At 71.4% G+C, this 20,571-nt stretch carries 20 protein-coding genes; 5 read left to right on the top strand and 15 right to left on the bottom strand.

Features of this window, described 5'->3' with window-relative positions; genetic code table 11:
• Entirely contained in the window at window positions 1-1,611 is a 1,611-nt protein-coding gene (locus tag ACQEU1_RS44020) for an SDR family oxidoreductase (protein ID WP_433216499.1), read from the top strand.
• A gap of 48 nt (window positions 1,612-1,659) precedes the next feature.
• On the opposite strand, the gene ACQEU1_RS44015 is transcribed toward ACQEU1_RS44020, so the two are convergent.
• The 8 genes from ACQEU1_RS44015 to ACQEU1_RS43980 form a co-directional block, all read right to left on the bottom strand.
• Entirely contained in the window at window positions 1,660-2,097 is a 438-nt protein-coding gene (locus tag ACQEU1_RS44015) for a tetratricopeptide repeat protein (RefSeq protein WP_433216496.1), read from the bottom strand.
• 202 nt (window positions 2,098-2,299) lie between these two features.
• The gene (locus ACQEU1_RS44010) at window positions 2,300-3,742 is read right to left on the bottom strand and encodes a carboxylesterase/lipase family protein (RefSeq protein WP_433216493.1); all 1,443 of its coding nucleotides are present in this window, start codon (window positions 3,740-3,742) and stop codon (window positions 2,300-2,302) included.
• 57 nt (window positions 3,743-3,799) lie between these two features.
• On the bottom strand, window positions 3,800-4,306 hold the full coding sequence (locus ACQEU1_RS44005; RefSeq protein ID WP_433216490.1) for a DUF4231 domain-containing protein: 507 nt from the start codon (window positions 4,304-4,306) through the stop codon (window positions 3,800-3,802).
• A gap of 46 nt (window positions 4,307-4,352) precedes the next feature.
• On the bottom strand, window positions 4,353-5,321 hold the full coding sequence (locus ACQEU1_RS44000; protein ID WP_433216487.1) for an NAD(P)-dependent alcohol dehydrogenase: 969 nt from the start codon (window positions 5,319-5,321) through the stop codon (window positions 4,353-4,355).
• 62 nt (window positions 5,322-5,383) lie between these two features.
• On the bottom strand, window positions 5,384-6,886 hold the full coding sequence (locus ACQEU1_RS43995; RefSeq protein ID WP_433216484.1) for a leucine-rich repeat domain-containing protein: 1,503 nt from the start codon (window positions 6,884-6,886) through the stop codon (window positions 5,384-5,386).
• 9 nt (window positions 6,887-6,895) lie between these two features.
• Entirely contained in the window at window positions 6,896-7,489 is a 594-nt protein-coding gene (locus tag ACQEU1_RS43990) for a VOC family protein (protein WP_433216481.1), read from the bottom strand.
• Complete coding sequence (locus tag ACQEU1_RS43985) at window positions 7,486-8,829, bottom strand: dihydrolipoyl dehydrogenase family protein (protein ID WP_433216478.1); 1,344 nt, start codon at window positions 8,827-8,829, stop codon at window positions 7,486-7,488. Before ACQEU1_RS43985 ends, ACQEU1_RS43990 begins: the two co-directional genes overlap by 4 nt.
• Entirely contained in the window at window positions 8,829-9,275 is a 447-nt protein-coding gene (locus ACQEU1_RS43980) for a VOC family protein (protein WP_433216475.1), read from the bottom strand. The genes ACQEU1_RS43985 and ACQEU1_RS43980 overlap by 1 nt, the downstream gene beginning before the upstream one ends.
• A 106-nt stretch (window positions 9,276-9,381) precedes the next feature.
• Here ACQEU1_RS43980 and ACQEU1_RS43975 point away from each other — a divergent pair, with 106 nt between their 5' ends.
• Window positions 9,382-12,021 (top strand): helix-turn-helix transcriptional regulator, encoded by a 2,640-nt coding sequence (locus ACQEU1_RS43975; RefSeq protein WP_433216472.1) that lies wholly within the window; start codon window positions 9,382-9,384, stop codon window positions 12,019-12,021.
• Between the two features lie 55 nt (window positions 12,022-12,076).
• Here the strand turns inward: ACQEU1_RS43975 and ACQEU1_RS43970 are convergent, their stop codons facing one another.
• Window positions 12,077-12,823 (bottom strand): SDR family oxidoreductase, encoded by a 747-nt coding sequence (locus tag ACQEU1_RS43970; RefSeq protein WP_433216469.1) that lies wholly within the window; start codon window positions 12,821-12,823, stop codon window positions 12,077-12,079.
• An 80-nt stretch (window positions 12,824-12,903) separates the two neighbouring features.
• Complete coding sequence (locus tag ACQEU1_RS43965) at window positions 12,904-13,770, bottom strand: RNA polymerase sigma-70 factor (protein WP_433216466.1); 867 nt, start codon at window positions 13,768-13,770, stop codon at window positions 12,904-12,906.
• A 116-nt stretch (window positions 13,771-13,886) separates the two neighbouring features.
• Between ACQEU1_RS43965 and ACQEU1_RS43960 the strand changes: the two genes are divergently transcribed.
• On the top strand, window positions 13,887-14,393 hold the full coding sequence (locus ACQEU1_RS43960; protein WP_433216463.1) for a DinB family protein: 507 nt from the start codon (window positions 13,887-13,889) through the stop codon (window positions 14,391-14,393).
• Here the strand turns inward: ACQEU1_RS43960 and ACQEU1_RS43955 are convergent.
• The 5 genes from ACQEU1_RS43955 to ACQEU1_RS43935 all read right to left on the bottom strand — a co-directional run bounded on the left by ACQEU1_RS43955 (window position 14,380) and on the right by ACQEU1_RS43935 (window position 18,345).
• Window positions 14,380-15,132 (bottom strand): DUF6545 domain-containing protein, encoded by a 753-nt coding sequence (locus tag ACQEU1_RS43955; protein ID WP_433216460.1) that lies wholly within the window; start codon window positions 15,130-15,132, stop codon window positions 14,380-14,382. The genes ACQEU1_RS43960 and ACQEU1_RS43955 overlap by 14 nt on opposite strands.
• Complete coding sequence (locus ACQEU1_RS43950) at window positions 15,129-15,638, bottom strand: hypothetical protein (protein ID WP_433216457.1); 510 nt, start codon at window positions 15,636-15,638, stop codon at window positions 15,129-15,131. The genes ACQEU1_RS43955 and ACQEU1_RS43950 overlap by 4 nt, the downstream gene beginning before the upstream one ends.
• Entirely contained in the window at window positions 15,635-16,063 is a 429-nt protein-coding gene (locus tag ACQEU1_RS43945; RefSeq protein WP_433216454.1) for a helix-turn-helix domain-containing protein, read from the bottom strand. The genes ACQEU1_RS43950 and ACQEU1_RS43945 overlap by 4 nt, the downstream gene beginning before the upstream one ends.
• Window positions 16,064-16,222: 159 nt before the next feature.
• Window positions 16,223-17,527 (bottom strand): NAD(P)/FAD-dependent oxidoreductase, encoded by a 1,305-nt coding sequence (locus ACQEU1_RS43940; protein WP_433216451.1) that lies wholly within the window; start codon window positions 17,525-17,527, stop codon window positions 16,223-16,225.
• Window positions 17,528-17,547: 20 nt separating this feature from the next.
• Window positions 17,548-18,345, bottom strand: a complete 798-nt coding sequence (locus ACQEU1_RS43935) for an IclR family transcriptional regulator domain-containing protein (protein ID WP_433216448.1) — start codon at window positions 18,343-18,345, stop codon at window positions 17,548-17,550.
• A 110-nt stretch (window positions 18,346-18,455) separates the two neighbouring features.
• On the opposite strand from ACQEU1_RS43935, the gene ACQEU1_RS43930 reads away from it, so the two are divergent.
• Window positions 18,456-19,019, top strand: a complete 564-nt coding sequence (locus tag ACQEU1_RS43930; RefSeq protein WP_433216445.1) for a flavin reductase family protein — start codon at window positions 18,456-18,458, stop codon at window positions 19,017-19,019.
• A 2-nt stretch (window positions 19,020-19,021) separates the two neighbouring features.
• Entirely contained in the window at window positions 19,022-20,566 is a 1,545-nt protein-coding gene (locus ACQEU1_RS43925; RefSeq protein WP_433216442.1) for a 4-hydroxyphenylacetate 3-hydroxylase family protein, read from the top strand.
• Window positions 20,567-20,571: the final 5 nt, after the last annotated feature.

Below are 20,571 nucleotides of genomic sequence, written 5' to 3'. Positions count from 1 at the left end.
GTGCGTTCCGGGGAAGTCGAGCTCGCCGTGCAGGTACGCGGCGACGGGCCGACCGTGGTCCTGGTGCACGGGTATCCGGACACGCACGAGGTCTGGGACCGGGTGGCGGCTTTGCTGGAGAAGGACTTCCGGGTCGTCACCTACGACGTGCGCGGCGCCGGCGAGTCCACCGCTCCGTCCACTGAGGACGGCTACCGGCTGGAACGGCTCGCGGCCGACCTGTTCGCGGTGATCGACGCGGTCAGCCCGGACGAGCCGGTGCACATCGTCGGGCACGACTGGGGGTCGATCCAGTCGTGGGAGGCCGTGACGACGCCGGGCGCGCGGATCGCCACGTTCACGTCGATCTCCGGGCCGTGCCTCGACCACATGGGCCACTGGAGCCGCAAGGGCTTGTCGATCGCTCACATCAGGCAGTTCCTCCGCTCCTGGTACATCGGCGCGTTCCACCTGCCGGTGCTCGCGCCGCTGTTCTGGCGGCTCTACCTCGGGCCGCGCTGGGGTGCCGCGCTGCGCAGGCTGGAGGGCGTCAAGGTCACGCCCGCGCGCACGATCACCCGCGACGCCGTGCGCGGGATCTCGTTGTACCGGGCCAACATCCGCCAGGTGATGCGCGCGCCGCGGCAACGCCTCGCGCCCATGCCGGTGCAGGTGATCCAGCCGACCCGCGACCGCTACATCCGCACCGAACCGCTCGACCTGGAACGCTGGGTGCCGTCGCTGCGCCGCCGCAAGATCGCCGCCGGGCACTGGGCGCCGTTGAGCCATCCCGCTCCCCTGGCGCGCATGATCAGCGAGTTCGTCACCGACTCCACGCCCAAGCGCGAGCTCGTCGTGATCACCGGCGGCGGCAGCGGGATCGGCCGAGCCACGGCGATCGCGTTCGCCAAGACCGGCGCCAGGGTTGTCGTGTCCGATGTGGACTTCCGGGCCGCGAAGGAGACCGCCGACCTCACCAACGGCCATGCCTACGAGGTGGACGTGCGGTCCGAAGAGGCGATGCGGGCGTGGGCAAGGCAGGTCGCGGACGAGCACGGCGTGCCCGACGTGGTCGTGAACAACGCCGGCATCGGCCACTCCGGGTCGTTCATGTCGACCTCGACCGAGCAGTGGCAACGGGTGCTGGACGTCAACCTGTGGGGCGTCGTGCACGGCTGCCGGGCGTTCGGCGAGCTGATGATCGAACGCGGCGAGGGCGGTCACGTCGTGAACCTGTCCTCGGCGGCGGCCTACCTGCCGTCGAAGATCCTCTCCGCGTACGCCACCAGCAAGGCGGCGGTGTTCATGCTGTCGGACTGCCTGCGCGCCGAGCTCGCCCCGCACGCCATCGGCGTCAGCACGATCTGCCCCGGCGTGGTGAACACGAACATCACCGCGACCACGACCTTCTCCGGCGTCGGCGCGGACGAGGAACGCCGCAAGCAGGACCGCGCGTCGAAGCTCTACGCGCGGCGAGGGTTCGGGCCGGAGGGGGTGGCGCGGGAGATCGTGCGCGCGGTGCGGAGGAACCGGGCGGTGGTGCCGGTGACGGTGGAGGCGAAGGCGGCGCGGATCGCGGGCCGGGTGGCGCCGGGGTTGTTGCGCGGCTTCGCGAAGCTCGACGTCGGCTAGGACCGAGGGGGGCGGCCTGACCAGGCCGTCCCCCTCGCGTTCGTCTGCCTAGACCTCGGCCAGGTCTCCGCCGAACGCGGCCGCCAGCCGCAGCCACGGCGCGGCCTCCTCGGCCCTGCCCTGGCGTTCGAGGGTCCGCCCCAGCAGCAGGTGGGCGTAGTGCTCCACCGGGTCGCGGTCCACGATCACGCGGAGCTGCTCCTCGGCCTTGGCCAGCTGCGCCGAGTGGTAGTAGGCGCGGGCCAGCAGCACGCGGAGGTCCGTCTGGAACGGGACCTCGTCCGCCACCTCGGCGAGCAGCTGCGCCGCCTTGATGTAGTCGCGGGACTCGAACAGCGCCTGTGCGCGCTCCCACTTCTCGGCGGGAGTCTCGACGTGGCCGGGGTCGAACAGGTGCCGGACCGTGATCCAGCGGTCTGCCGCCACCTCACCGTTCGGCTGGTAGGCGTTGAATCCCGTGCTGTCGTGCACGGAGTACTCGTTCATGAGGAGAACCTCCCTTCCGGTCGCGTACAACGCGAAACGCGGGCAGGTATTCCCTGCTCGCGCGTGATCGGCCGGCCCTGCCACCGACGTGACCAACGCGGCGGCTCGCGCGGGTCGAGCTGACGGACGCCGGGGTGCTCGAGCCGGACCTCGCCTGGCCGTCCGCCTTCCGGTAGCGCTGCGCGATCTCCCGCCGCCTCCCCTAGTCGCGCACAACGGAGACCACCTCGAAGACGTGGTCCTTCCAGATCTGCCGGGACACCTCCTCCGGGTACGCGACGACCTCGTCCTGCTCACCGAACACCCGCGTCAGCCGGACCGACGGGTCATACGCGGGCCACGGGTCGCCGTACAGCGCGAACCCGCTCCACGCCGTCCGCATCCGCGCCGACACCTCCTCCACCACCGGCGTGACCTCCCCGAGCACCGCCGCCGTCCCGCCCACGTCCAGGTTGCCGAACACCAGCGGCACGTCCACGCCGTGGCACGCGCGGAACATCTCGGTCGGCGCGTACGTCACCTCGTACACGTGCGCCCGCCCGCCGCCCGCGATCTGGGCCTCCGCGAGGTGCAGCGACGGCATCCGGAACAACCAGTCCGAGCACACCGCCTCGAACAACTCCTCCGGCGCCAGGTCCGGATAGGTCAGTCCGGGTGCGAACACCTCCAGCGCCCGCGCCGCCTGCTCCGCGGTGACCTGGCCGGCCAGTCCTTCCAGCACGGACAGCAGCCGTTGCTCGTCGCGCGTGTGCCCGGTGACCAGCTCGACGTCCCGCCCGGCGCCCGACCTCAACGCCTCCCACGGCGTCACCGGCAGCACGTCGCCGTCGACCACGGGTGCGAACGGAATCCGCTTGTGCGCAACAGGTCCCCAGCGGACGTGCTGCTTCATCTTCGCCATGACCTCGTCACCGGCGGCCGTCAGCAGCTCGGGCTCCACAGTGGACAGATCGGCCGGGCGCAACCCGAGCTCGGCGGCGCACACCGAGGCGATGTCGGCCGCCAGGTCCGGTGCGAAGAAGACGCCGGGCACGCTGCTCGCGATCGCCCGGTGGAACAACCCGTCCGCACGGGGCATGGCGAGCAACGCCGCCACCGATCCCCCGCCCGCCGACTGCCCGAAGACCGTCACGCGACCCGGATCCCCGCCGAACGCCTGGATGTTGGCGTTCACCCACTGCAGCGCGGCGACCTGATCGAGCAGGCCCCGGTTCGCCGGCACGCCCTCGATCTGCAGGAACCCCTCGACGCCGACCCGGTAGTTGAACGTGACCACGACGACGCCGTCCGACGCGAGCCGCGCACCGTCGTACTCGGGCAACCCGGACATGCCGACCGTGTAGGCGCCGCCCTGGATCCACACCAGCACCGGCAGCCCGCCGGACAGGTCGGGCGACCACACGTTGACGGTCAGCCATTCGTCGCCGGCCGCGCCGGCTCCGTTCATCCCGAATACCCCGGCCTGCGGTGGCGGCGGCCCGAACGCCACCGCCTCGCGCACGCCGTCCCACGGCACGACCGGCCGCGGCGCCGCGAACCTGCCCTCCCCGACCGGAGGCGCCGCGAACGGGATGCCGCGGAACACCGCCGTTCCCGCCTCGGCCGTGCCGCGAACCGTTCCGCCTGTGACCCGAACTTCGACCATGGCGGAAATCGTCAGCGCACGCCCGGCGGGAACGCCAGGGATTTACCGTTCAGCGGTTCAGGACTTGGCGCCGTTGAGGTCCGGGAACGCCAGGTCCTTGAAGTACCGGGTCGCCTCCAGCTTCCTGAGCTCGCCCAGCCGGTCGATGAACGCGCTCGCGGCCTTCTCCTGCACCGCGCGCTGCTCCGGCTCGTCGGACGCCGGGAAGTTGCCGGGCGTGGCCTTCCACTCCAGGTAGGCCGCCGTCACGGCCATCTCGCTGTTGCGCAGCAGCACCCACGACTGGTCCCAGCGGTAGAACGCCCGCAGCCCCGTCAGCCCGGCCACGAGCAGGCCTGCGAGCGAGATCGTCAGGGCCTTGCCGGGGTAGTCGAGACTCGTCAGCACGGGCAGCGCGGCCCCGACGACGATCACCAGCGTCCCGCTGAGCCGGTAGAACCGCCGGTGCCAGTGCGCGCGGGCGTCGTAGAACGTCCGCAGCCACTGCCCGTACGCGTCCGCGGTGGCGATCACCCCGTCGTTCATCTCCGCGATGTGCTCCGGAAACGCAGGGATGGACTTCATGCCGGTTCCCCCTCAAGGAACTGAACTCCGGTCCCCTCAACGATAGTCAGGCCGTCACGACCACCTTCGCCCGCGCGTGCTCCGACTCGACGTGCCGGATCGCGTCGGGCACGTCCGTCAGCGGGTAGGTCCGCTCGATGACGGGCACGAGCTTCCCGGCCTCGGCGAGGTCCCGCAACGCGGTCAGGTTCTCCTTGCTGGGCTTCGCCTCCAGCACCACGAGCCGCTGCCGGGCGAACGACGAGAGCAGCCGTCCCTGGATGATCAGCCGGTACGGCCCGAACAGCACGCCCCCGGTGAAGCTGCCGCCGCCGGACAGCACCAGCGTGCCGTCGGGGGTGAGCAACGCCCGCAGCTCGGCCATCGTCCGGTTCCCCACCAGGTCGAACACCACGTCGTAGATCTGGCCGGTCCGGGTGAAGTCCGTCGTCGTGTAGTCGACGACGTGGTCGGCCCCCACCGACCGCACCTGCTCGGCGTTGCGCGTGCTGCACACCCCCGTGACGACGGCCTTGCGCGCCTTGGCGATCTGCACGGCCAGCAGCCCGACCCCGCCGGACGCGCCGTTGATCAGCACCTTCTGCCCCGCCTGCAGTTCACGCAGCCCCATCCACGCGGTGTTGCCGGCCAGCGGCAGTGCCGCCGCCTGCTCGAACGTGAGGTTGGACGGCTTGTGCACCACCAGGTTCGCGGGCACCCGCACGTACTCGGCGAAGGACCCCTCGACCTCCCCGAACACCTCGTCCCCGACCTGCAGCATGCCGCTCACCCCCGGCCCTGCCTCCTCGACCACGCCCGCGAAGTCCATCCCCCTGATCCGCGTCCTCGGCCCCTTGAGCCCCAGGAACAACCGCGCGAAGTACGGGTCACCGCGCATGACGTGCCAGTCGGCGGCGTTCACCGAGGACGCCCTGACCCGCACCAGCACCTCCCCGGCGCCGGGCACCGGCCGTTCCACCTCTCGGAGTTCCAGCACGTCCGCGGAGCCGTACCTGTCCTGGACGATCGCCTTCATGGCGGGTCTCCCCCTCACTTGCTCGCGTGAGAGAAGCTTCGCCGCGCACGGTCCTCAGCACATCAGGGACGACCCTTACGGCGATCCCGGAAGTCTTCCGCGGGCGGGTCCGGGTCCCGGTCCTCGTCGTCGAACTCGTAGGGCTTCACGTGGTCCAGGAACGTGACGACCTCGGGCCGTCCGCCGGGAGGCAGCCCGGTCGACGGCCGCGTGCCGTGGTAGCCGTCGACGACGCCGGTGAACACCGCGTCGAGGTTCGGGAACGCCTCCACCACCTCGGCGGGCAACGGCGTGCGGTACCGGCGCCGGCCCGCCGTCCAGGCGTCCTGGGCCAGGTCGAGCTCGAGAAGCTGGTCCGCCGCACCGGATCTCGCGAACTCGACCAGGCCGTCGTCGCCGATGACGTTGTCGTGCAGGTTCAGCTCCCACAGCCGAGGAGTCACCGGCCACCGCGCGAGCGCACGGGCGCCGGCCGAGTCGATGTCGTTGTGCGCCAACGAGATGCCGTCCAACTCGGGTGCGTCCGGCAACCAGTCCAGCTCGCCGATCGCGCAGTCGTCCGCACGCACCGAACGCAGGGTGCGCCACGCCGCCCCGTCCGGCAGCCGTCCCACCGGGTTCCCGGACACGTCGAGGGATTCGAGCGGCAACGCCATGACGGCGTCCAGGTCGTCCAGACCGGTGGCGGCGACGTTCAGCGACCTCAGCCGGGGCAGCCGGGCGAGCGCCCGCAGATCGCCGGCCGGGTGCGCGACCGGGCTGTAGTAGTGCGGCGAACCGCTGATCTCGCCGCTGAGGTCGAGGTGGTCGAGCGCGGGCAGGTCCACGTCCGGCACGCCACCGCGGAGCTTGAGGCGAGTGATGTTCCCCGGATCGGCCCGCCGGAAGAACTCGGTGGCGTCGCAGTCGAAGCCGAGCGCGAGGTCCAGCCCGGCCAGCGGGCTGTCCGCGAGCTCCCGTGCTTCCTCGGCCGTCGCCACGCGCACCTCGGCCGACCGCAGCTCAGGCAGGAAGCCGTTGCGCAGCAACCGGACCAGTTCCGGCGCGGGCATCCCGACGTGCAGCAATCTCGTCGGCCCGTCGATCGGCAACGGCTGGTCGGCCGTCAGCGACTCGAGCCGCTGGAACGCCTCCCCCGCCACGAACCGGGCCAGCGCCCGTCCGTCGAACCTCATCAGCCCGCGGAACTCCACGGCCCGCAACGACTCCCAGTGCTCGGCGATCTCCGGCAACGCCGCCACCTGCTCCACGGCGTACCAGGAGAGCTTCAGCCGCCGCACCGCCCGCACCTCGGCCAGCACCCGAGGATCCGGCACGGCCAGCCGCCGCATCCCGTGCTGGCCGGTGTGCAGGTCCACAGACCGGACCAGCGGCCACACGGGCTTCGTGAACCCCGACTCCAGCGCGGCGACCCAGGAGTACGGCGCCTCCCGCACGTCGTCCGGCCAGTCACCGAGCCGTCGCTCGACCTCCGCGAGATCTCCGCCGGACCTGACCACGGCAGCGCAGAGCGCGCGGAACGCCAACCTGGTCGGCGTCCCGCGCAGCGCTCTCTCCACACTCACCGCACGAACCTACTGGGGCAGTTCGGCGCCCGTCTGCTCCTTGACCATGTACTCGGCGTACCAGTCGGGCCAGTTCTCGTCGAACTCGCCGCCGTTGCGCTTCTCGTGCTCGCCGTGCGCCACCGCGGCCCTCCGCAGCGCCGCCGCCAGGTCCGTGATCGACGCGTACGACGTGTCGTCGGCGTCCACCCGGCCGGGCAGCCGGGTCGTGACCTCCTGCAGGATCCACAGGTTGCCGTCGGGATCGGCGAACTCCGCCCGCGTGACGTAGCTGCGCCGCTCCGGGTCGGCGCCTTCGACGGTCCCGTCCGGCCCCGCGTGGAACAGCGGCCCGACCTCGATCCCGGCCGCCAGCAACGCCTCGTGCGTGGCCACGACGTCCGCCACGACCAGGAAGTGCCGTCCGGAACCGGGTTCCGCGGTCGTCACGCCCTCACCGAAGTGGATGGACGTCCCCGATCCGTGCGGCGTGAACTGCACGACCCACGGCGGCGTGACGTCCTGCCGCCACCCGAGTCGCGTGTAGAACTCCTTGGCGCGCTCCACATCGGAAACCGGGATCACGGTGACTTCGAGCTTCATGTCGATCTCTTCGAGCTTCACTTCGCTACTTCCTTCACAAGGTCGCGGAGGGCGTTGAGGAACGCCTCCGAAAACGTGGGAAACGGCTGGATCACGTCGATCAGCACCGGCAACGGCACCTTCGCGCGGATGGCGAGAGTCGCCTGCTGCAACCACTCGCCCGCCTCCGGCCCGACGGCGTACGCGCCCGTGAGCACCGAGCCGTCGGACACCAGCGTCAGGAACCCGGGCCGCGTGGCGTACTCACTGGTGTAGGTGGCCGTGCGCGCGACACCGGACAGCTGCGCGGTGGCGGTGTACCTGCCTTCCGCCGCACCGACCGCGGCGACTTCGGGGGTGGTGAACACGACCCGCGGCACGGCGTCGTAGTTGACGGTCGCGTGCTGCCCGAGGATGTTCGCGGCGGCGACCCGGCCCTGGTACTTGCCGACGTGCGTCAGGTTCCACCGCCCGGTGACGTCGCCGACCGCCCACACACCGTCCGTCACGTTCATCCGCTCGTCGGTGACCAGACCACGCGGATTCGCTTCGACACCAATGGTTTCGAGCCCGATGTCCTCGACCCGGGGCCGCCGCCCGGTGGCGACGAGCAGCTTGTCTCCCCGCAGCTGGCTGCCGTCCGGGAAGTCGAGCACGTACTCGCCGTCGATGTACGACGCCCTGCTGGCGTGCGATCCGAGGTGCAACTCCACCCCGTCCGCGGCCAACGCCTCGGTCAACGCCCGCCCGGCCGCCTCCGGCTCCCGCGGCAGCACCCGGTCGGCACCTTCGACCAGCGCGACCTCGGCGCCGAAGCTCCGGAACGCCTGCGCCATCTCGACCCCGACCGGCCCGCCGCCGAGCACCAGCAACCGCCGCGGGATCTCGGTGACGCCAGTGGCCTCGCGGTTCGTCCACACGTCCAGGTCGCTCAGGCCGGGAATCGGCGGGAGGAACGGCGCCGACCCGGTGGCGATCACGACGTGGTCAGCCGTGTACGTCCGCCCTGCCACCTCGACGTTCCCAGGCCCGGCGATCCGGCCGTGACCGCGCAGCACGTCGATCCCGGCGCTCTCGGCCCACTTCGCGCCGCCCGCGTCGTCGTAGGACGAGACCATGAAGTCGCGGTATGCCAACACGGCCTCGACGTCGAGCGACCCAGTCACCGCCTCGCGCGCCCCGGGCACCTGCCGTGCCGCCGCCAGCACCTCGCCGGCGCGCACCAGCGTCTTGGACGGGATGCACGCGTAGAACGAGCACTCCCCTCCCAGCAACTCCCGCTCGACCACGGCCACCCGCAGCCCGCCCTCGGCGACAGCCGCGGCGAAGTGCTCGCCGGGCGACCCGCCACCGATGACGATCACGTCGTAGTCGGTGGCCATCACACACGTCCCGGCAGGCGAGTCGTGATCTCCTGCAGCACCCAGCCGTTGCCGTCCGGGTCGCTGAACGAGGCGAACGACCCGTAGCTGGCCCGCGCGGGGTCCGGTCCGGCGACCCGTCCCTCGACGCCGGCGTGGTGGAACACCCCGGTCTTGTCGTGGAAGACCTCGCTGACCTCCACTCCGCGCCCGACCAGGTCCTCGCGGGCGGCCTCGATGTCGTCCACCACCAGGTGCAGACCCTCGGCGCTGCCCGGCACGGCGTTCGAGACCCCGGTGCCGAAGATGATCGAGGCGGGCGAGCCGGCAGGCGTGAACTGGACCAGCCGGTAGCCCTCGTCGTCCGCGAACTCGGCGTCGAACCGCCAGCCCAGCGCCTTGTAGAAGTGCACCGCGCGGTCGATGTCGCTGACCGGGATGACCGCCACCTCGAACCTGTAGTCCATCGTGTTCATCTCCTCGGTAGGTCGATGACACGACTCTGCTCCCCCGCGGGCCTCCTTCGAACCCGTGGAACACCCTGGTGATGCCCTGGCCCGTAGGCTCGGGCCCGTGCCGGACGAAGGACTGCTGGGCAGACGCACCGAGGGCGAGACACTGGACCACCTGCTCACGCGGGCGCGTTCCGGCGCGGGTCAGGTGCTCGTGCTGCGGGGAGAGGCCGGCATCGGCAAGACCGCCCTGCTGGACCACGTCTCCGCCAACGCCGAGGGCTTCCGCGTCGCACGGGCCGCGGGCGTCGAGTCCGAGACCACCTTCCCCTACGCGGGCCTGCACCAGCTCTGCGTGCCGTTCCTGGACCGGCTGGACCGCCTGCCCCCACCTCAGCGCGAGGCCCTGGCCACGGCGTTCGGCATGGCCACCGGCCCCAGACCCACCCGGTTCATGGTCGGGCTCGCGGTGCTCACGCTCCTCGCGGAGGTGGCCGACGAGCAGCCTCTCGTCTGCCTGGTGGACGACGCCCAGTGGCTCGACTCGATGTCCTCCGCGGTGCTCGGCTTCGTGGCCCGCCGCCTGCTGGCCGAACGGATCGCGCTGGTCTTCGTGCTGCGCGACGGCAACGACTACCTGGACGGCCTGCCGGAGCTCCTGGTGCGGGGCCTGAACGACGCCGACTCCCGTGCCCTGCTGGCGTCGGTGGTCAAGGGCCCGGTGGACGGCAGGGTCCGCGACCGGGTCGTCGCCGAGGCCAGGGGCAACCCGCTCGCGTTGCTGGAGCTCCCCCGCGCCTGGACCGCGGCCGAACTGGCGGACGGCCTGGACGCGGGCCCGCTGACCAGCCGGATCGAGGCAGGCTTCGCCCGGCAGATCGACGACCTCCCGGCGGACACCCGCCTGCTGATGCTGACCGCGGCCGCCGAACCGCTGGGCGACCCCACGCTGCTCTGGCAGGCGGCCGGTCTGCTGGGCCTGGGCGCCGACCCGGCGGCGGCCGCCCTGAACACCGGCCTGATCGAGTTCGGCGCCCGCGTCCGGTTCCGCCACCCGCTGGTCCGCTCCGCCGTCTACCGCGCGGCGTCCGTCCCGGACCGGCTGAAGGTCCACAACGCACTCGCCGACGTCACGAACGAGGCCATCGACCCCGACCGGCGCGCCTGGCACCGGGCGCAGGGCACCGCGGCCCCCGACGAGCAGGTGGCCGCCGCCCTCGCGAACACGGCGGGACGCGCCCAGGCCAGAGGCGGCCTGCTGGCCGCGGCGGCGTTCCTCGAACAGGCAGCCGCGCTCACCCCGGAAGCCGGCCGGCGTGCGGACCGCGAACTGGCCGCCGCCAGGGCCAAACGCGAAGCCGGTTCCCTGGACGCCTCGCTGAGGCTGCTCAGCGCCGTCGAGGCCGGCCCGCCGGACGAGCTGCGCAGCGCCCAGGTCGAACAGCTGCGCGGGCACATCGCCTTCGACCAGCGCCGCGTCGCCGACGCCGCCCCGCTCCTGTTCAGCGCGGCCGCGAGGCTCACCCCGTTCGACCTGGACCTGGCCCGCGAGACGCACCTGGAGGCGCTCGCGGCCGAGATCTGGGCCGGCACCCCCGGCACCCACGAGGCTCCGCCGCCGCGCACCCCGCCGTCCGCCCTGGACCTGGTGCTGGACGCCCTGGCCACCCGGATCACCTCCGGCTACCCGGCGGCGATCGCCCCGATGACCCAGGCGTTGCACGAGGTGCGGGCGCTCGAGGACGGCACCCCCTGGCTCTTCGGCAACCGCGCGGCGGGCATCATCGCGAGCGAGCTGTGGGACTTCGACACCCGCCGCGCCTTCGCCCACCACCAGGTCAGGCTGGCGCGCGACGCCGGCGCACTGGTCCAGCTGCAGTTCGCCCTGAACTTCCTGGCGGACAACGAGATCCTGGCCGGCGACCCCGCGGCCGCGCAGGCGTTGATCGAGGAGGACCGGCGCATCGCGGAGGTGACCGGCGCCCCGCCGGTCGGCTACGCGGTCCTCATGCAGGCGGCCTTCCGCGGCGAGGACCTGTCCACCACGGCCCGGACCGAAGCGTTGAAGACGGGCCAGGGCAGGCTGGCCGTGTTCGCCGACTGGACGCTGGCGATCCTCCACAACGGACTGGGCCGCCACGACCAGGCCCTCGCCGCCGCGCAACGGATCCCCGAAACCCTGGTCTACAGCTGCCTGATCACCTCGGAACTGGCCGAGGCCGCCTCCAGGACCGGCGACGCGGCACTGGTCACCGAGGCGCTGACCCGATCGGCTCAGTGGGTCGACACCCCCTGGTCGCTCGGCATCAAGGCCAGGCTGCGCGCCCTGAACGGCGACCCCGCCGGGTTCGCCGAGTCGATCGTCCACTTCGAACAGACCGCTCTTCGGCCGGAACTGGGCCGCGCACACCTGCTCCACGGCGAGTGGCTGCGCAGGGAAGGCCACCGCACCGAGGCCCGCGACCACCTCCGCACCGCGCACGAGGTGCTGACGGCGTGCGGGATGCCGGCGTTCGCCGACCGGGCGTGGCGCGAGCTCCAGGCGACCGGTGAGACGGCCCGCAAGCGCACCGCCGAACCGACCGACGAGCTGACCGCGCAGGAGTACCAGATCGCCAAGCTGGCCAAGGAGGGCTACTCGAACCCGGAGATCGGCACGAGGCTGTTCCTCAGCCCGCGCACCGTGGAGTGGCACCTGCGCAAGGTGTTCGGCAAGGTCGGCGTGACCTCGCGCCGCCAGCTCAGGGACGCCGCGTTCTGACGAGCACGGGCCGGGCGGCGTGATCACCGAGCACGCCGCCCGCGGGCCCGCTGGGTCAGTTCCCGGCGTCCAGCCACTCCCGCAACGACGTCGGCTGCAGCTGCGCGCCGGCGTTCGGCACGAGCTGCTTGCCGGTCAGGAACGTGCCGAAGTACTTGGCCTGCGGGTCACCGACGACCTCGCGCTCGTCCCCGCGGTGCGCGAGAACCGTGCGGATCCAACCGTCCATTGTGAACTCCTCGGGCCCGCCGATCTCCAGCACGCCGTTCACCGGCGCACCGGCGGCCGTGCGTCCCACGACCGCGGCCACGTCTGAGGCGGCGATCGGCTGGACGCCACCGTGCGGGAGGTGCACGGCGCCGTCCGCCTCGGCGGAGTTCGCGATGGCGCCCGCGAACTCGAAGAACTGGGTCGCGCGGATGATCGAGTACGTCAGCCCCGACTCCGTGATGAGCTTCTCCTGCGCCACCTTCGCCCGCAGGTAACCGGACTCGGGCAGCTCGTCGGTGCCGACGATCGACAGCGCGACGTAGTGGCCGACACCGGCTGCCGCGGCGGCCTCGGTCAGGTTGGTCGTGGCCGTGGTGAAGAAGTTCAGCACGTCGTCGTCCGCGAACGACGGCGAGTTCGACACGTCGATCAGCACGTCGGCGCCCTGGAGAACCTCCTTCACCCCCTCACCGGTCAGCGTGTTGACGCCGGTGTTCGGGGACGCGGGCACGGCGTCGTGGCCGTGCTCGCCGAGCCGCCGCACGACCTGGCTGCCGATCAACCCGGTGCCACCGATGACAACGATCCTCATGGGTCCGTCCCTCTCGTGAGCCCGCCGGAACGCGGGCGTTCACGAGCTAAGACAGGACAGCCGCCGAGGTTGTGACAGGCCTACCGGAAAGCACCCAGCTTGTCGGGGTTGACCAGCCACAACACCTGGTCGATGCCCTCGTCCGAGGCCGTCACGGTGATCACCGCGTACGTCCCGTCGGCCTTGCTCAGCCGCACCGCGCTCTGCCCGTTCGCCTCGACGAACGCCGTCTCGGCGCCCTCCCAGAACGACGGCGCCCAGCCCGAGATGATCTTCGCCAGGGTCTCCGCGCCGAACAGCGGGCGCCCGGCCGCGCGGATGGCGCCGTTGCTGTCGGACCAGCTCACGACGTCCTGCGCGAACAGCTCCTCCAGCGCCGCGAGGTCACCGGCCTGCGCCGCCGCCACGAACGCCTCCAGCAGCTTGCGCTGGTCCGCGCGCCCAACCGGCACCCGGCGTTCGTCGGCGAGGTGCTTGCGCGCCCTGCTCACCAGCTGCCGCGTCGCCACCTCGCTGGCCTGCACGATCTCCGCGATCTCGCGGTACGGGTAGTCGAACGCCTCGCGCAGCACGTACGCGGCCCGTTCGGTCGGGGTCAGCTTCTCCAGCAGCATCAGCACGGCGAGCTCCAGCACCGCCCCCTGCTCGGCCCCGACCTGCGGGTCCGCGCCGGTGTCGACGGGCTCCGGCAGCCACGGCCCGACGTAGGTCTCGCGCCGGGCCCGCGCGGTCTGCGACTCGTTGATCGCGAGCCGGGTGATCGCGGTCGCCAGGTACGCCTCGGCGTTGCGCACGGCCGCGCGGTCAGCGCCCTGCCAGCGCAGCCACACCTCCTGCACGAGGTCCTCGGCGTCGGCCACGCTGCCGGTCATGCGGTAGGCGATGCCGAACAGCCTCGGCCGGGCCGCCGCGAACACCGACTCGGCCTCGTCGAGCTGCTGGGTCATCCGCCACCCCTCTCCTCACGGCAACGTTAGCGCCGATCGGAGAGGACGGTGCTGTGGCTCCCGGCACGCGGTCAATTCGGATGCGGGAGATCATCCCGGCGTCCAGACTGGCCGGCGTGACCACCGAACGTCCCAGCCCGCCGTTGCAGGCCGGCGAACGCGAGACCCTGCGCGCGTTCCTCGACTTCCACCGCGCCACCCTCGCGATGAAGTGCGACGGCCTGTCCGACGAGGACCTGCGCCGCCGGTCGATGCCACCGTCCACGCTCACGTTGCTGGGCCTGGTGCGGCACATGGCCGAGGTCGAGCGCACCTGGTTCCGCAAGGTCATCAACGGCGAGGACATCGGCCTCGTCTGGTCCGAGGAGAACGACTACCAGGTCGCCTACGACGCGTCGAACTCCACGCGCTCCGAGGCGTTCACCGCGTGGCAGCACGAGGTCGAGCACGCGCGCCGGATCGAACGCGAGGCCGAGTCGCTCGACGTGACGGGCTACCAGCCGCGCTGGGGCGAGCACGTGTCGTTGCGGCTCGTCCTGCACCACCTGTGCCACGAGTACGCGCGGCACAACGGCCACGCGGACTTCCTGCGCGAGGGCGTGGACGGCGTCACCGGGGCGTGAGACTCCGCCGCGCGGCCGCCAGCACGGCCGGGTCGCGCAGTTCGCGCCGCAGAGCCAGCAGATCGGCCAGTTCGTCGTCCAAAGAGGACGATCCGGACCAGGCGGAGGTCTCCGCCGGATGCGCCGCGTCCGGCAGGGCCAGGCCGATCCGCAGCACGCACGCGTCCAGCGCCAACGCGGAGGTGACGCCGGCCTCGGCCAGCGCGGTTCCGGCGAACGCGCGGACGTCCGGCGAGACGCGGCCGGACACCTCCAGCTGAGCGTCGCGGATCTCCACGGCCCGCCGGTACAGCCGCAGCTCCAGCGGGCCCGCGAACCACCGCGGCGGATCACCCAGCACCACCGACGGCACGGCCGCGACCAGCTCCGTCCACACCGGACCGAGCAGGCGGTACCCGCGTGCCCGGCGAGCCCACCGCACCAGGTTGAACGCCGCGTGGACCACGGCGCTCAGCGCGGCGAGCAGGAAGCTCAGGCGCGCCACCACCTCGTTCCCGCCGAGCAAGCCGAGACAGCCCAGCCACAGCGGAACCAGCAGCACGGATCTCGGGTGCCTGAGCCCGAACCACACCATGCAGCCGACACCCGCGAGCCCGGCGAGCCACCACAGCGGGCCGACGGTGGCGGACACGGCGAAGCACAGCACGGCGAGGGCGACCGGCCTGGCCCTCGACGACCGGCGCGTCACCCACAGGTGCGCGAGGGCGAACGCCCAGACCGGCAGCGCGAGCGCGGTCACCGCGTGCCGTCGATCCGCCGCCCGAAGCTCTCGGCGAACGCGCGCAGCCCGGCGTCCGGACGCGGTGCGGGCGCGGTCCAGCCGGCCCGGTCGCGGATCAGCGCGGCGACCATCTCCGCCTCCTGCTCCTGGGGCGTCGAGTACCGGGTGCGCATCAGCACCTTCCGCACCACCGCCGGGTCGAGGTCGCCGAGCAGCGCCGTGAGATCGCTCTCACCGAGTTCGTGACCGCAGAGCACGTGGCCGATCTCGTGCAGGACGATGTTCTGCTGGTGGAACCTGCTCGCCCCGCGGGCGTGGTAGACGTGGTCGGCCTCGGCGGTCGACACCCACAGCCCGCACGGCAGATCAGCGGCCGCGACGTACGGCAACGGGTGCAGGTGCAGCGGGCGCCCACGACCGGCGGACACCCGTTCGCACAAGGCTTCCACCGAGAACGGCCTCGGCACCTCGAACCCGGCGAGCACGTCGCGCGAACGCCTCCGGAGCAGGCGCCAGCCCCTCACCCTGCGTCGTCCTCGGCGGGCGGCAGGCCCTCGATCGACCGCGCGTGCTGGATCATGCCGAGCACGGCCTTGATGCTCGCGGGCGAGAGACCGTTGGCCCGCAACGCCAGTGAGCGCACGTCGCTGTCCCGCAACGCCACCAGCAGCTCCAGCTGGTCGTCGATGCGGCTGGTGTCCTCGTCGAGGAAGTACGAGGTGGGCACGCCGAAGAACTGGGCGAGGCCTTCGAGGTGCCGCTTGGTCGGGTTGTCGCGCAGGCCCTTGCGCAGCTGCCAGACGTAGGTGTGCGAGATCGAGATGCCTGCCTCGCGGATCGCCGCCGCCACCTCTTCGTAGGTGTACTCGCGCTGGCCCGCCGGGCGCACCGTCCTGAACAGCCGATCCAGCCGTCCGGCGAGCGACGCCGGCTCCCCCTGGGCTACCACCCGGACATCGTAGTTGACCGCGATCACACCGGACCGGCTTGACCGTGCGATCGGCGGCGTGCCAGAGTTCGTCAACTCAGATTTATGAGTCTGGGCGAGTGTCAACTCTGGGGGTGTGGAGGGCGGGCGGCGACGCGGCGCCCTCCACCAGGCAGCGCCTCAGTGGCCCGCTGCGGCCGGCGGCAGATCGGCCTGCGCCAGCGTGATCCCCCGGTCGGGCACCACGCCGAAGTGCGTGATCTGCCGGCCGGCGCCCAGCTCCGTGACCCAGTTCGCCGCCGTCCGGAACCGCCCGTACGGCAGGTCCATCAGGTGGTAGCCGCGGGTCACGGCCTTGGCGGGCAGGCTCGTCAGCGGCAGGCCCAGCGGGTTCGCGACGGCCTGCCAGCCGCCGAGGTCGACCACGAACCCGAGGTCCTTGTGCCGGTACTCGCGGGAGGTGCCGTGGCCGAGTGACGCGGCGATGTTGTGCGCGGCGGTCTTGCCCTGGCGTTCGGCGTGCTGGGCGGTCATGGCCGTGATCTCGCCCGGCCGGACCAGGTCCGGGACGGCGGCGGCGTCACCGGCGGCCCACACGTCCTCGCAGACGCGCAGGTGCGTGTCGGTGTCGATGCGGCCGTTGGTCGCGGGGCGGTTCAACGTGCTCACGAGCGGGTCGGGTCGCACGCCGACACACCACACCACGGTCCGTGTCTGGATCTCGCTGCCATCGGAGAGGCGCGCGCACGTGGCCGTCATCTCCTTCAGGCTCGTCTCCAACTTGACCTCGGCACCACGCTTCACCAGCACCTTGTGCGTCGGGCCGGACAGCCGCGGATCCAGTCCCGGCAGCACGCGCTTGGCGACATCGACCAGGATCCACCGCGGCGGAACGTCCTTGAGACCCGGCAGGTGACGCCACGCGTCCTGGGTCAGCAGCTGCGTCTGCGCGAGGACCTCCGTCCCCGTGTAGCCCGCACCCACCACCACGAACGTGCACCGCGCGCGCCGTTCCTCCGGGTCGTCGGACTGGTCGGCGAGCTCGAGCTGCCGCAGCACGTGGTCGCGCAGGTGGATGGCCTCGGCGATGGTCCGGAAGCCCTTCGCGTGCTCGGCGACGCCGGGGATCGACAGCAGCCGGGTGACGCTGCCGGACGTGATCAGCAGCCGGTCGAACGCCATCTCGCGCGCCCGGCCCTCGACGTCGGTGACCCGCACGCACCTGCCGTCGAGGTCGATGCCGGTCGCGGCGCCCAGCACGAGCCTGGTGCGCTTGAGCTTGTTGCGCAGCGGCACGGCGACCCGGCGCGGGTCGAGCACACCGCCCGCGACCTCGGGCAGCAGCGGGATGTAGAGCATGTAGTCGACCGGGTTGACCGCGACCAGGTCGGCCGCGCTCTCCGGCAGGGTGCGCTCCAGCGCGCGCAGACAGTGGAATCCGGCGAACCCGGTACCGATCACCAGGACCCTCGGCCGAGCGGACATCCGTCCTCCTCGTACAACCGTCAGTAGAAGCCCTCACGCCGTGCGGAGCCCTTGTGCCCCAGGTCGGCGCTGATCCGTTCCGCGGCGTCGAGCAGCAACGGCACCACCTCGCCGCGGATCTCCCGCACAGATGATCGCCCGGCCGAGGTCGACGACGCGAGCGCGGCGACCACCTCCCCGGTGCGGTCGCGGACGGGCGCGGCCGCCGAGAGCAGGCCGATCTCCAGTTCCTCCGCCACGATCGACCACCCGTCCGAGCGAACCTGGCGCAGGCTCGCCCGGAACGCGTCCGCGTCGGTGACGGTGTGCTTCGTGAGCGCGGGCAGGCCGGCGGCGACGATCTCGTCCGTGACGGCGTCCGGCGCCCACGCCAGCAGCACGCGGCCCATCGACGTCGCGTGCACCGGCACGCGGGTGCCGACCGACACGTTGATGCTCATGATCCGCCGCACCGGCACGCGGGCGACGTAGACGGCGTCCCGTCCGTCCAGCTCCGCGAGCGACGCCGACTCGCCGGTCTTCGCGGACAGCTCCAGCAGGTGCGGCTGAGCGATCTCGATCATCGCGTGCGACGCCGAGTAGTGCTGCCCGATGCTCAGCACCCGAGGCGTCAGCGTCCACCTCGTGCCTTCGTTGCGCACGTACCCCAGCCGTTGCAGGGTGAGCAGAATCCGGCGCACGGCCGGACGCGAGAGGCCGGTCGCGGCCGCCAGTTCGGCGAGGTTCGGGCTGACCCGTTCCTCGTCGAACGCGAGCAGCACCGCGAACCCGCGCTCGATGCTCTGGATGAAGTCGCGCTCGTCCGGCCCGCTGGTCATCGCCCCATCTTTCCGCACGGCCACCCGTTGACACGGCCGCGACGTCGGTGCACCCTCATGTAACCGCAAAGCGTACATGTTGTACGCATAGCGTACAGGAGGAGCGGGAGATGACTCTGGATCACCGCACAATCCGCAACGGGTTCGGCAGGTTCGCCACCGGTGTCACGGTCGTGACCTGCCGCAACGACGACGGAGAGCCGCACGGCGCGACCGTCAACGCCTTCACGGCCGTCTCGCTGGAACCGGCGCTGTGCCAGGTCACGCTCACGCGCAAGGCCAAGGCCTGCCGCTTCCTCGACGGCAAGCCGTTCGCCGTCAACGTCCTCGCCGCGGGCCAGCTCGACGCGGCGTGGACCTTCGCGGGCCGCCCCCAGGGGCCCGCGCCGCGCTGGGCGGACGGGCCGACCGCCCCCGTTCTGCTCGGCAACGCCGCGACCATCTCCTGTCTGCCGTGGCGCACGTACGACGGTGGTGACCACCTGATCGTCATCGGTGAGGTCGCGCACCTCAGCACCAGCGACGCCGATCCGTTGCTGTTCTTCGGTGGTGCCTTCCGCGAGATCGCGGACCGCACCGCGGATCACTGGATGAGCTCGGTCGACTGCCCCGACATCGGGTGGTTCGGCTCCGGCTTCGCCCCACTGCGAACCACTTCAACGCTGAAGGGTTAGGCATGACCACGCAGCAACAGCAACGCACGACCCGGCCGATGACCGGCGAGGAGTACATCGAGTCCATTCGGGACGGACGCGAGATCTTCCTCGGCGGCGAGAAGGTCGGCGACGTCACGACGCACCCGGCGTTCCGCAACTCCGTCCGGATGACCGCGCGCCTGTACGACGCGTTGCACGACCCGGACAAGCAGGCCGTGCTGACCGCGCCGACCGACACCGGCAGCAGCGGCTTCACGCACCCGTTCTTCCGCACGCCCCGCAGCAGCGCCGACCTGTACGCCGACCGCGCCGCCATCGCGGAGTGGGCGCGGATGACCTACGGCTGGATGGGCCGCAGTCCTGACTACAAGGCCGCGTTCCTCGGGACTCTCGGCGCGAACGCCGACTTCTACAACCCGTTCGCGGACAACGCCCGGCGCTGGTACCAGGAGTCGCAGGAGAAGGTCCTGTACTGGAACCACGCGATCATCAACCCGCCGGTCGACCGCAACCGCAACCCCGACGAGGTCAGCGACGTGTTCATGCACGTCGAGGAGGAGCGCGACGACGGCCTGATCGTGTCCGGCGCCAAGGTCGTGGCCACCGGGTCGGCGATCACGAACTACAACTTCATCGCGCACTACGGCCTGCCGATCAAGAAGCGCGAGTTCGCGCTGGTGTGCACGGTGCCGATGGGCGCGCCGGGCATGAAGCTGATCTGCCGCAACTCCTACGCCTACAACGTGGACCGCACCACCGGGCCGTTCGACTACCCGCTGTCGTCGCGGTTCGACGAGAACGACACGATCTTCGTGCTGGACCGGGTGAAGATCCCGTGGGAGAACGTCTTCATCTACGGCGACGCCGAGAAGGCCAGCACGTTCTTCCCCGGTTCCGGGTTCCTGCACCGCTTCACGTTCCACGGCGTCACGCGGCTGTCGGTGAAGCTCGACTTCATCGCCGGGCTGCTGCTGAAGGGCGTGGAAGCCACCGGGGTCAAGGACTTCCGGGGCATCCAGACGCGCGTCGGTGAGGTCATCGGGTGGCGCAACCTGTTCCACGCCCTGTCCGAGGCGATGTGCGCGCGGCCGGACGAGTGGGTGGACGGTGCGGTGCTGCCGCACCTCGACTTCGGCCTCGCCTACCGGTGGTTCATGACCGTCGGCTACCCGCGCATCCGCGAGATCATCATGCAGGACATGGGTTCCGCGCTGATCTACCTGCCGTCGTCGGCGAAGGACTTCATGTCCGGTGAGACGCGGCCGTACCTCGACAAGTACGTGCGCGGCTCGGACGGCATGGACGCCGTCGAGCGGGTGAAGCTGATGAAGCTCATCTGGGACTCGATCGGCAGCGAGTTCGGCGGCCGGCACGAGCTGTACGAGCGCAACTACTCGGGCAACCACGAGGGCGTGCGCGCGGAGATGCTGTTCGCCGCGCAGCAGTCCGGCATGGCTGATTCCATGAAGGGCTTCGCCGAGCAGTGCATGGCCGAGTACGACCTGAACGGCTGGACCGTTCCCGACCTCTTCAACCCCGGCGCCACCACGCTGAACGGAAGGTGACCCTC

The sequence above is a fragment of the Lentzea sp. CA-135723 genome, assembly GCF_050936595.1.
Classification (GTDB): Bacteria; Actinomycetota; Actinomycetes; order Mycobacteriales; family Pseudonocardiaceae; genus Lentzea.
The sequence above is the reverse complement of the archived record's forward strand: the minus strand, read 5'-3'. Positions and strand labels throughout refer to the sequence as shown.

Bases quoted from the DNA above. Each gene is read 5' to 3' on its own strand.
- ACQEU1_RS44005 (WP_433216490.1), bottom strand. From the start codon at position 4,306: ATGAAGTCCATCCCTGCGTTTCCGGAGCACATCGCGGAGATGAACGAC.
- ACQEU1_RS43970 (WP_433216469.1), bottom strand. From the start codon at position 12,823: ATGAGGATCGTTGTCATCGGTGGCACCGGGTTGATCGGCAGCCAGGTC.
- ACQEU1_RS44000 (WP_433216487.1), bottom strand. From the start codon at position 5,321: ATGAAGGCGATCGTCCAGGACAGGTACGGCTCCGCGGACGTGCTGGAA.
- ACQEU1_RS43965 (WP_433216466.1), bottom strand. From the start codon at position 13,770: ATGACCCAGCAGCTCGACGAGGCCGAGTCGGTGTTCGCGGCGGCCCGG.
- ACQEU1_RS43925 (WP_433216442.1), top strand. From the start codon at position 19,022: ATGACCACGCAGCAACAGCAACGCACGACCCGGCCGATGACCGGCGAG.
- ACQEU1_RS44010 (WP_433216493.1), bottom strand. From the start codon at position 3,742: ATGGTCGAAGTTCGGGTCACAGGCGGAACGGTTCGCGGCACGGCCGAG.
- ACQEU1_RS43980 (WP_433216475.1), bottom strand. From the start codon at position 9,275: ATGGACTACAGGTTCGAGGTGGCGGTCATCCCGGTCAGCGACATCGAC.
- ACQEU1_RS44015 (WP_433216496.1), bottom strand. From the start codon at position 2,097: ATGAACGAGTACTCCGTGCACGACAGCACGGGATTCAACGCCTACCAG.
- ACQEU1_RS43930 (WP_433216445.1), top strand. From the start codon at position 18,456: ATGACTCTGGATCACCGCACAATCCGCAACGGGTTCGGCAGGTTCGCC.
- ACQEU1_RS43985 (WP_433216478.1), bottom strand. From the start codon at position 8,829: ATGGCCACCGACTACGACGTGATCGTCATCGGTGGCGGGTCGCCCGGC.
- ACQEU1_RS43940 (WP_433216451.1), bottom strand. From the start codon at position 17,527: ATGTCCGCTCGGCCGAGGGTCCTGGTGATCGGTACCGGGTTCGCCGGA.
- ACQEU1_RS43935 (WP_433216448.1), bottom strand. From the start codon at position 18,345: ATGACCAGCGGGCCGGACGAGCGCGACTTCATCCAGAGCATCGAGCGC.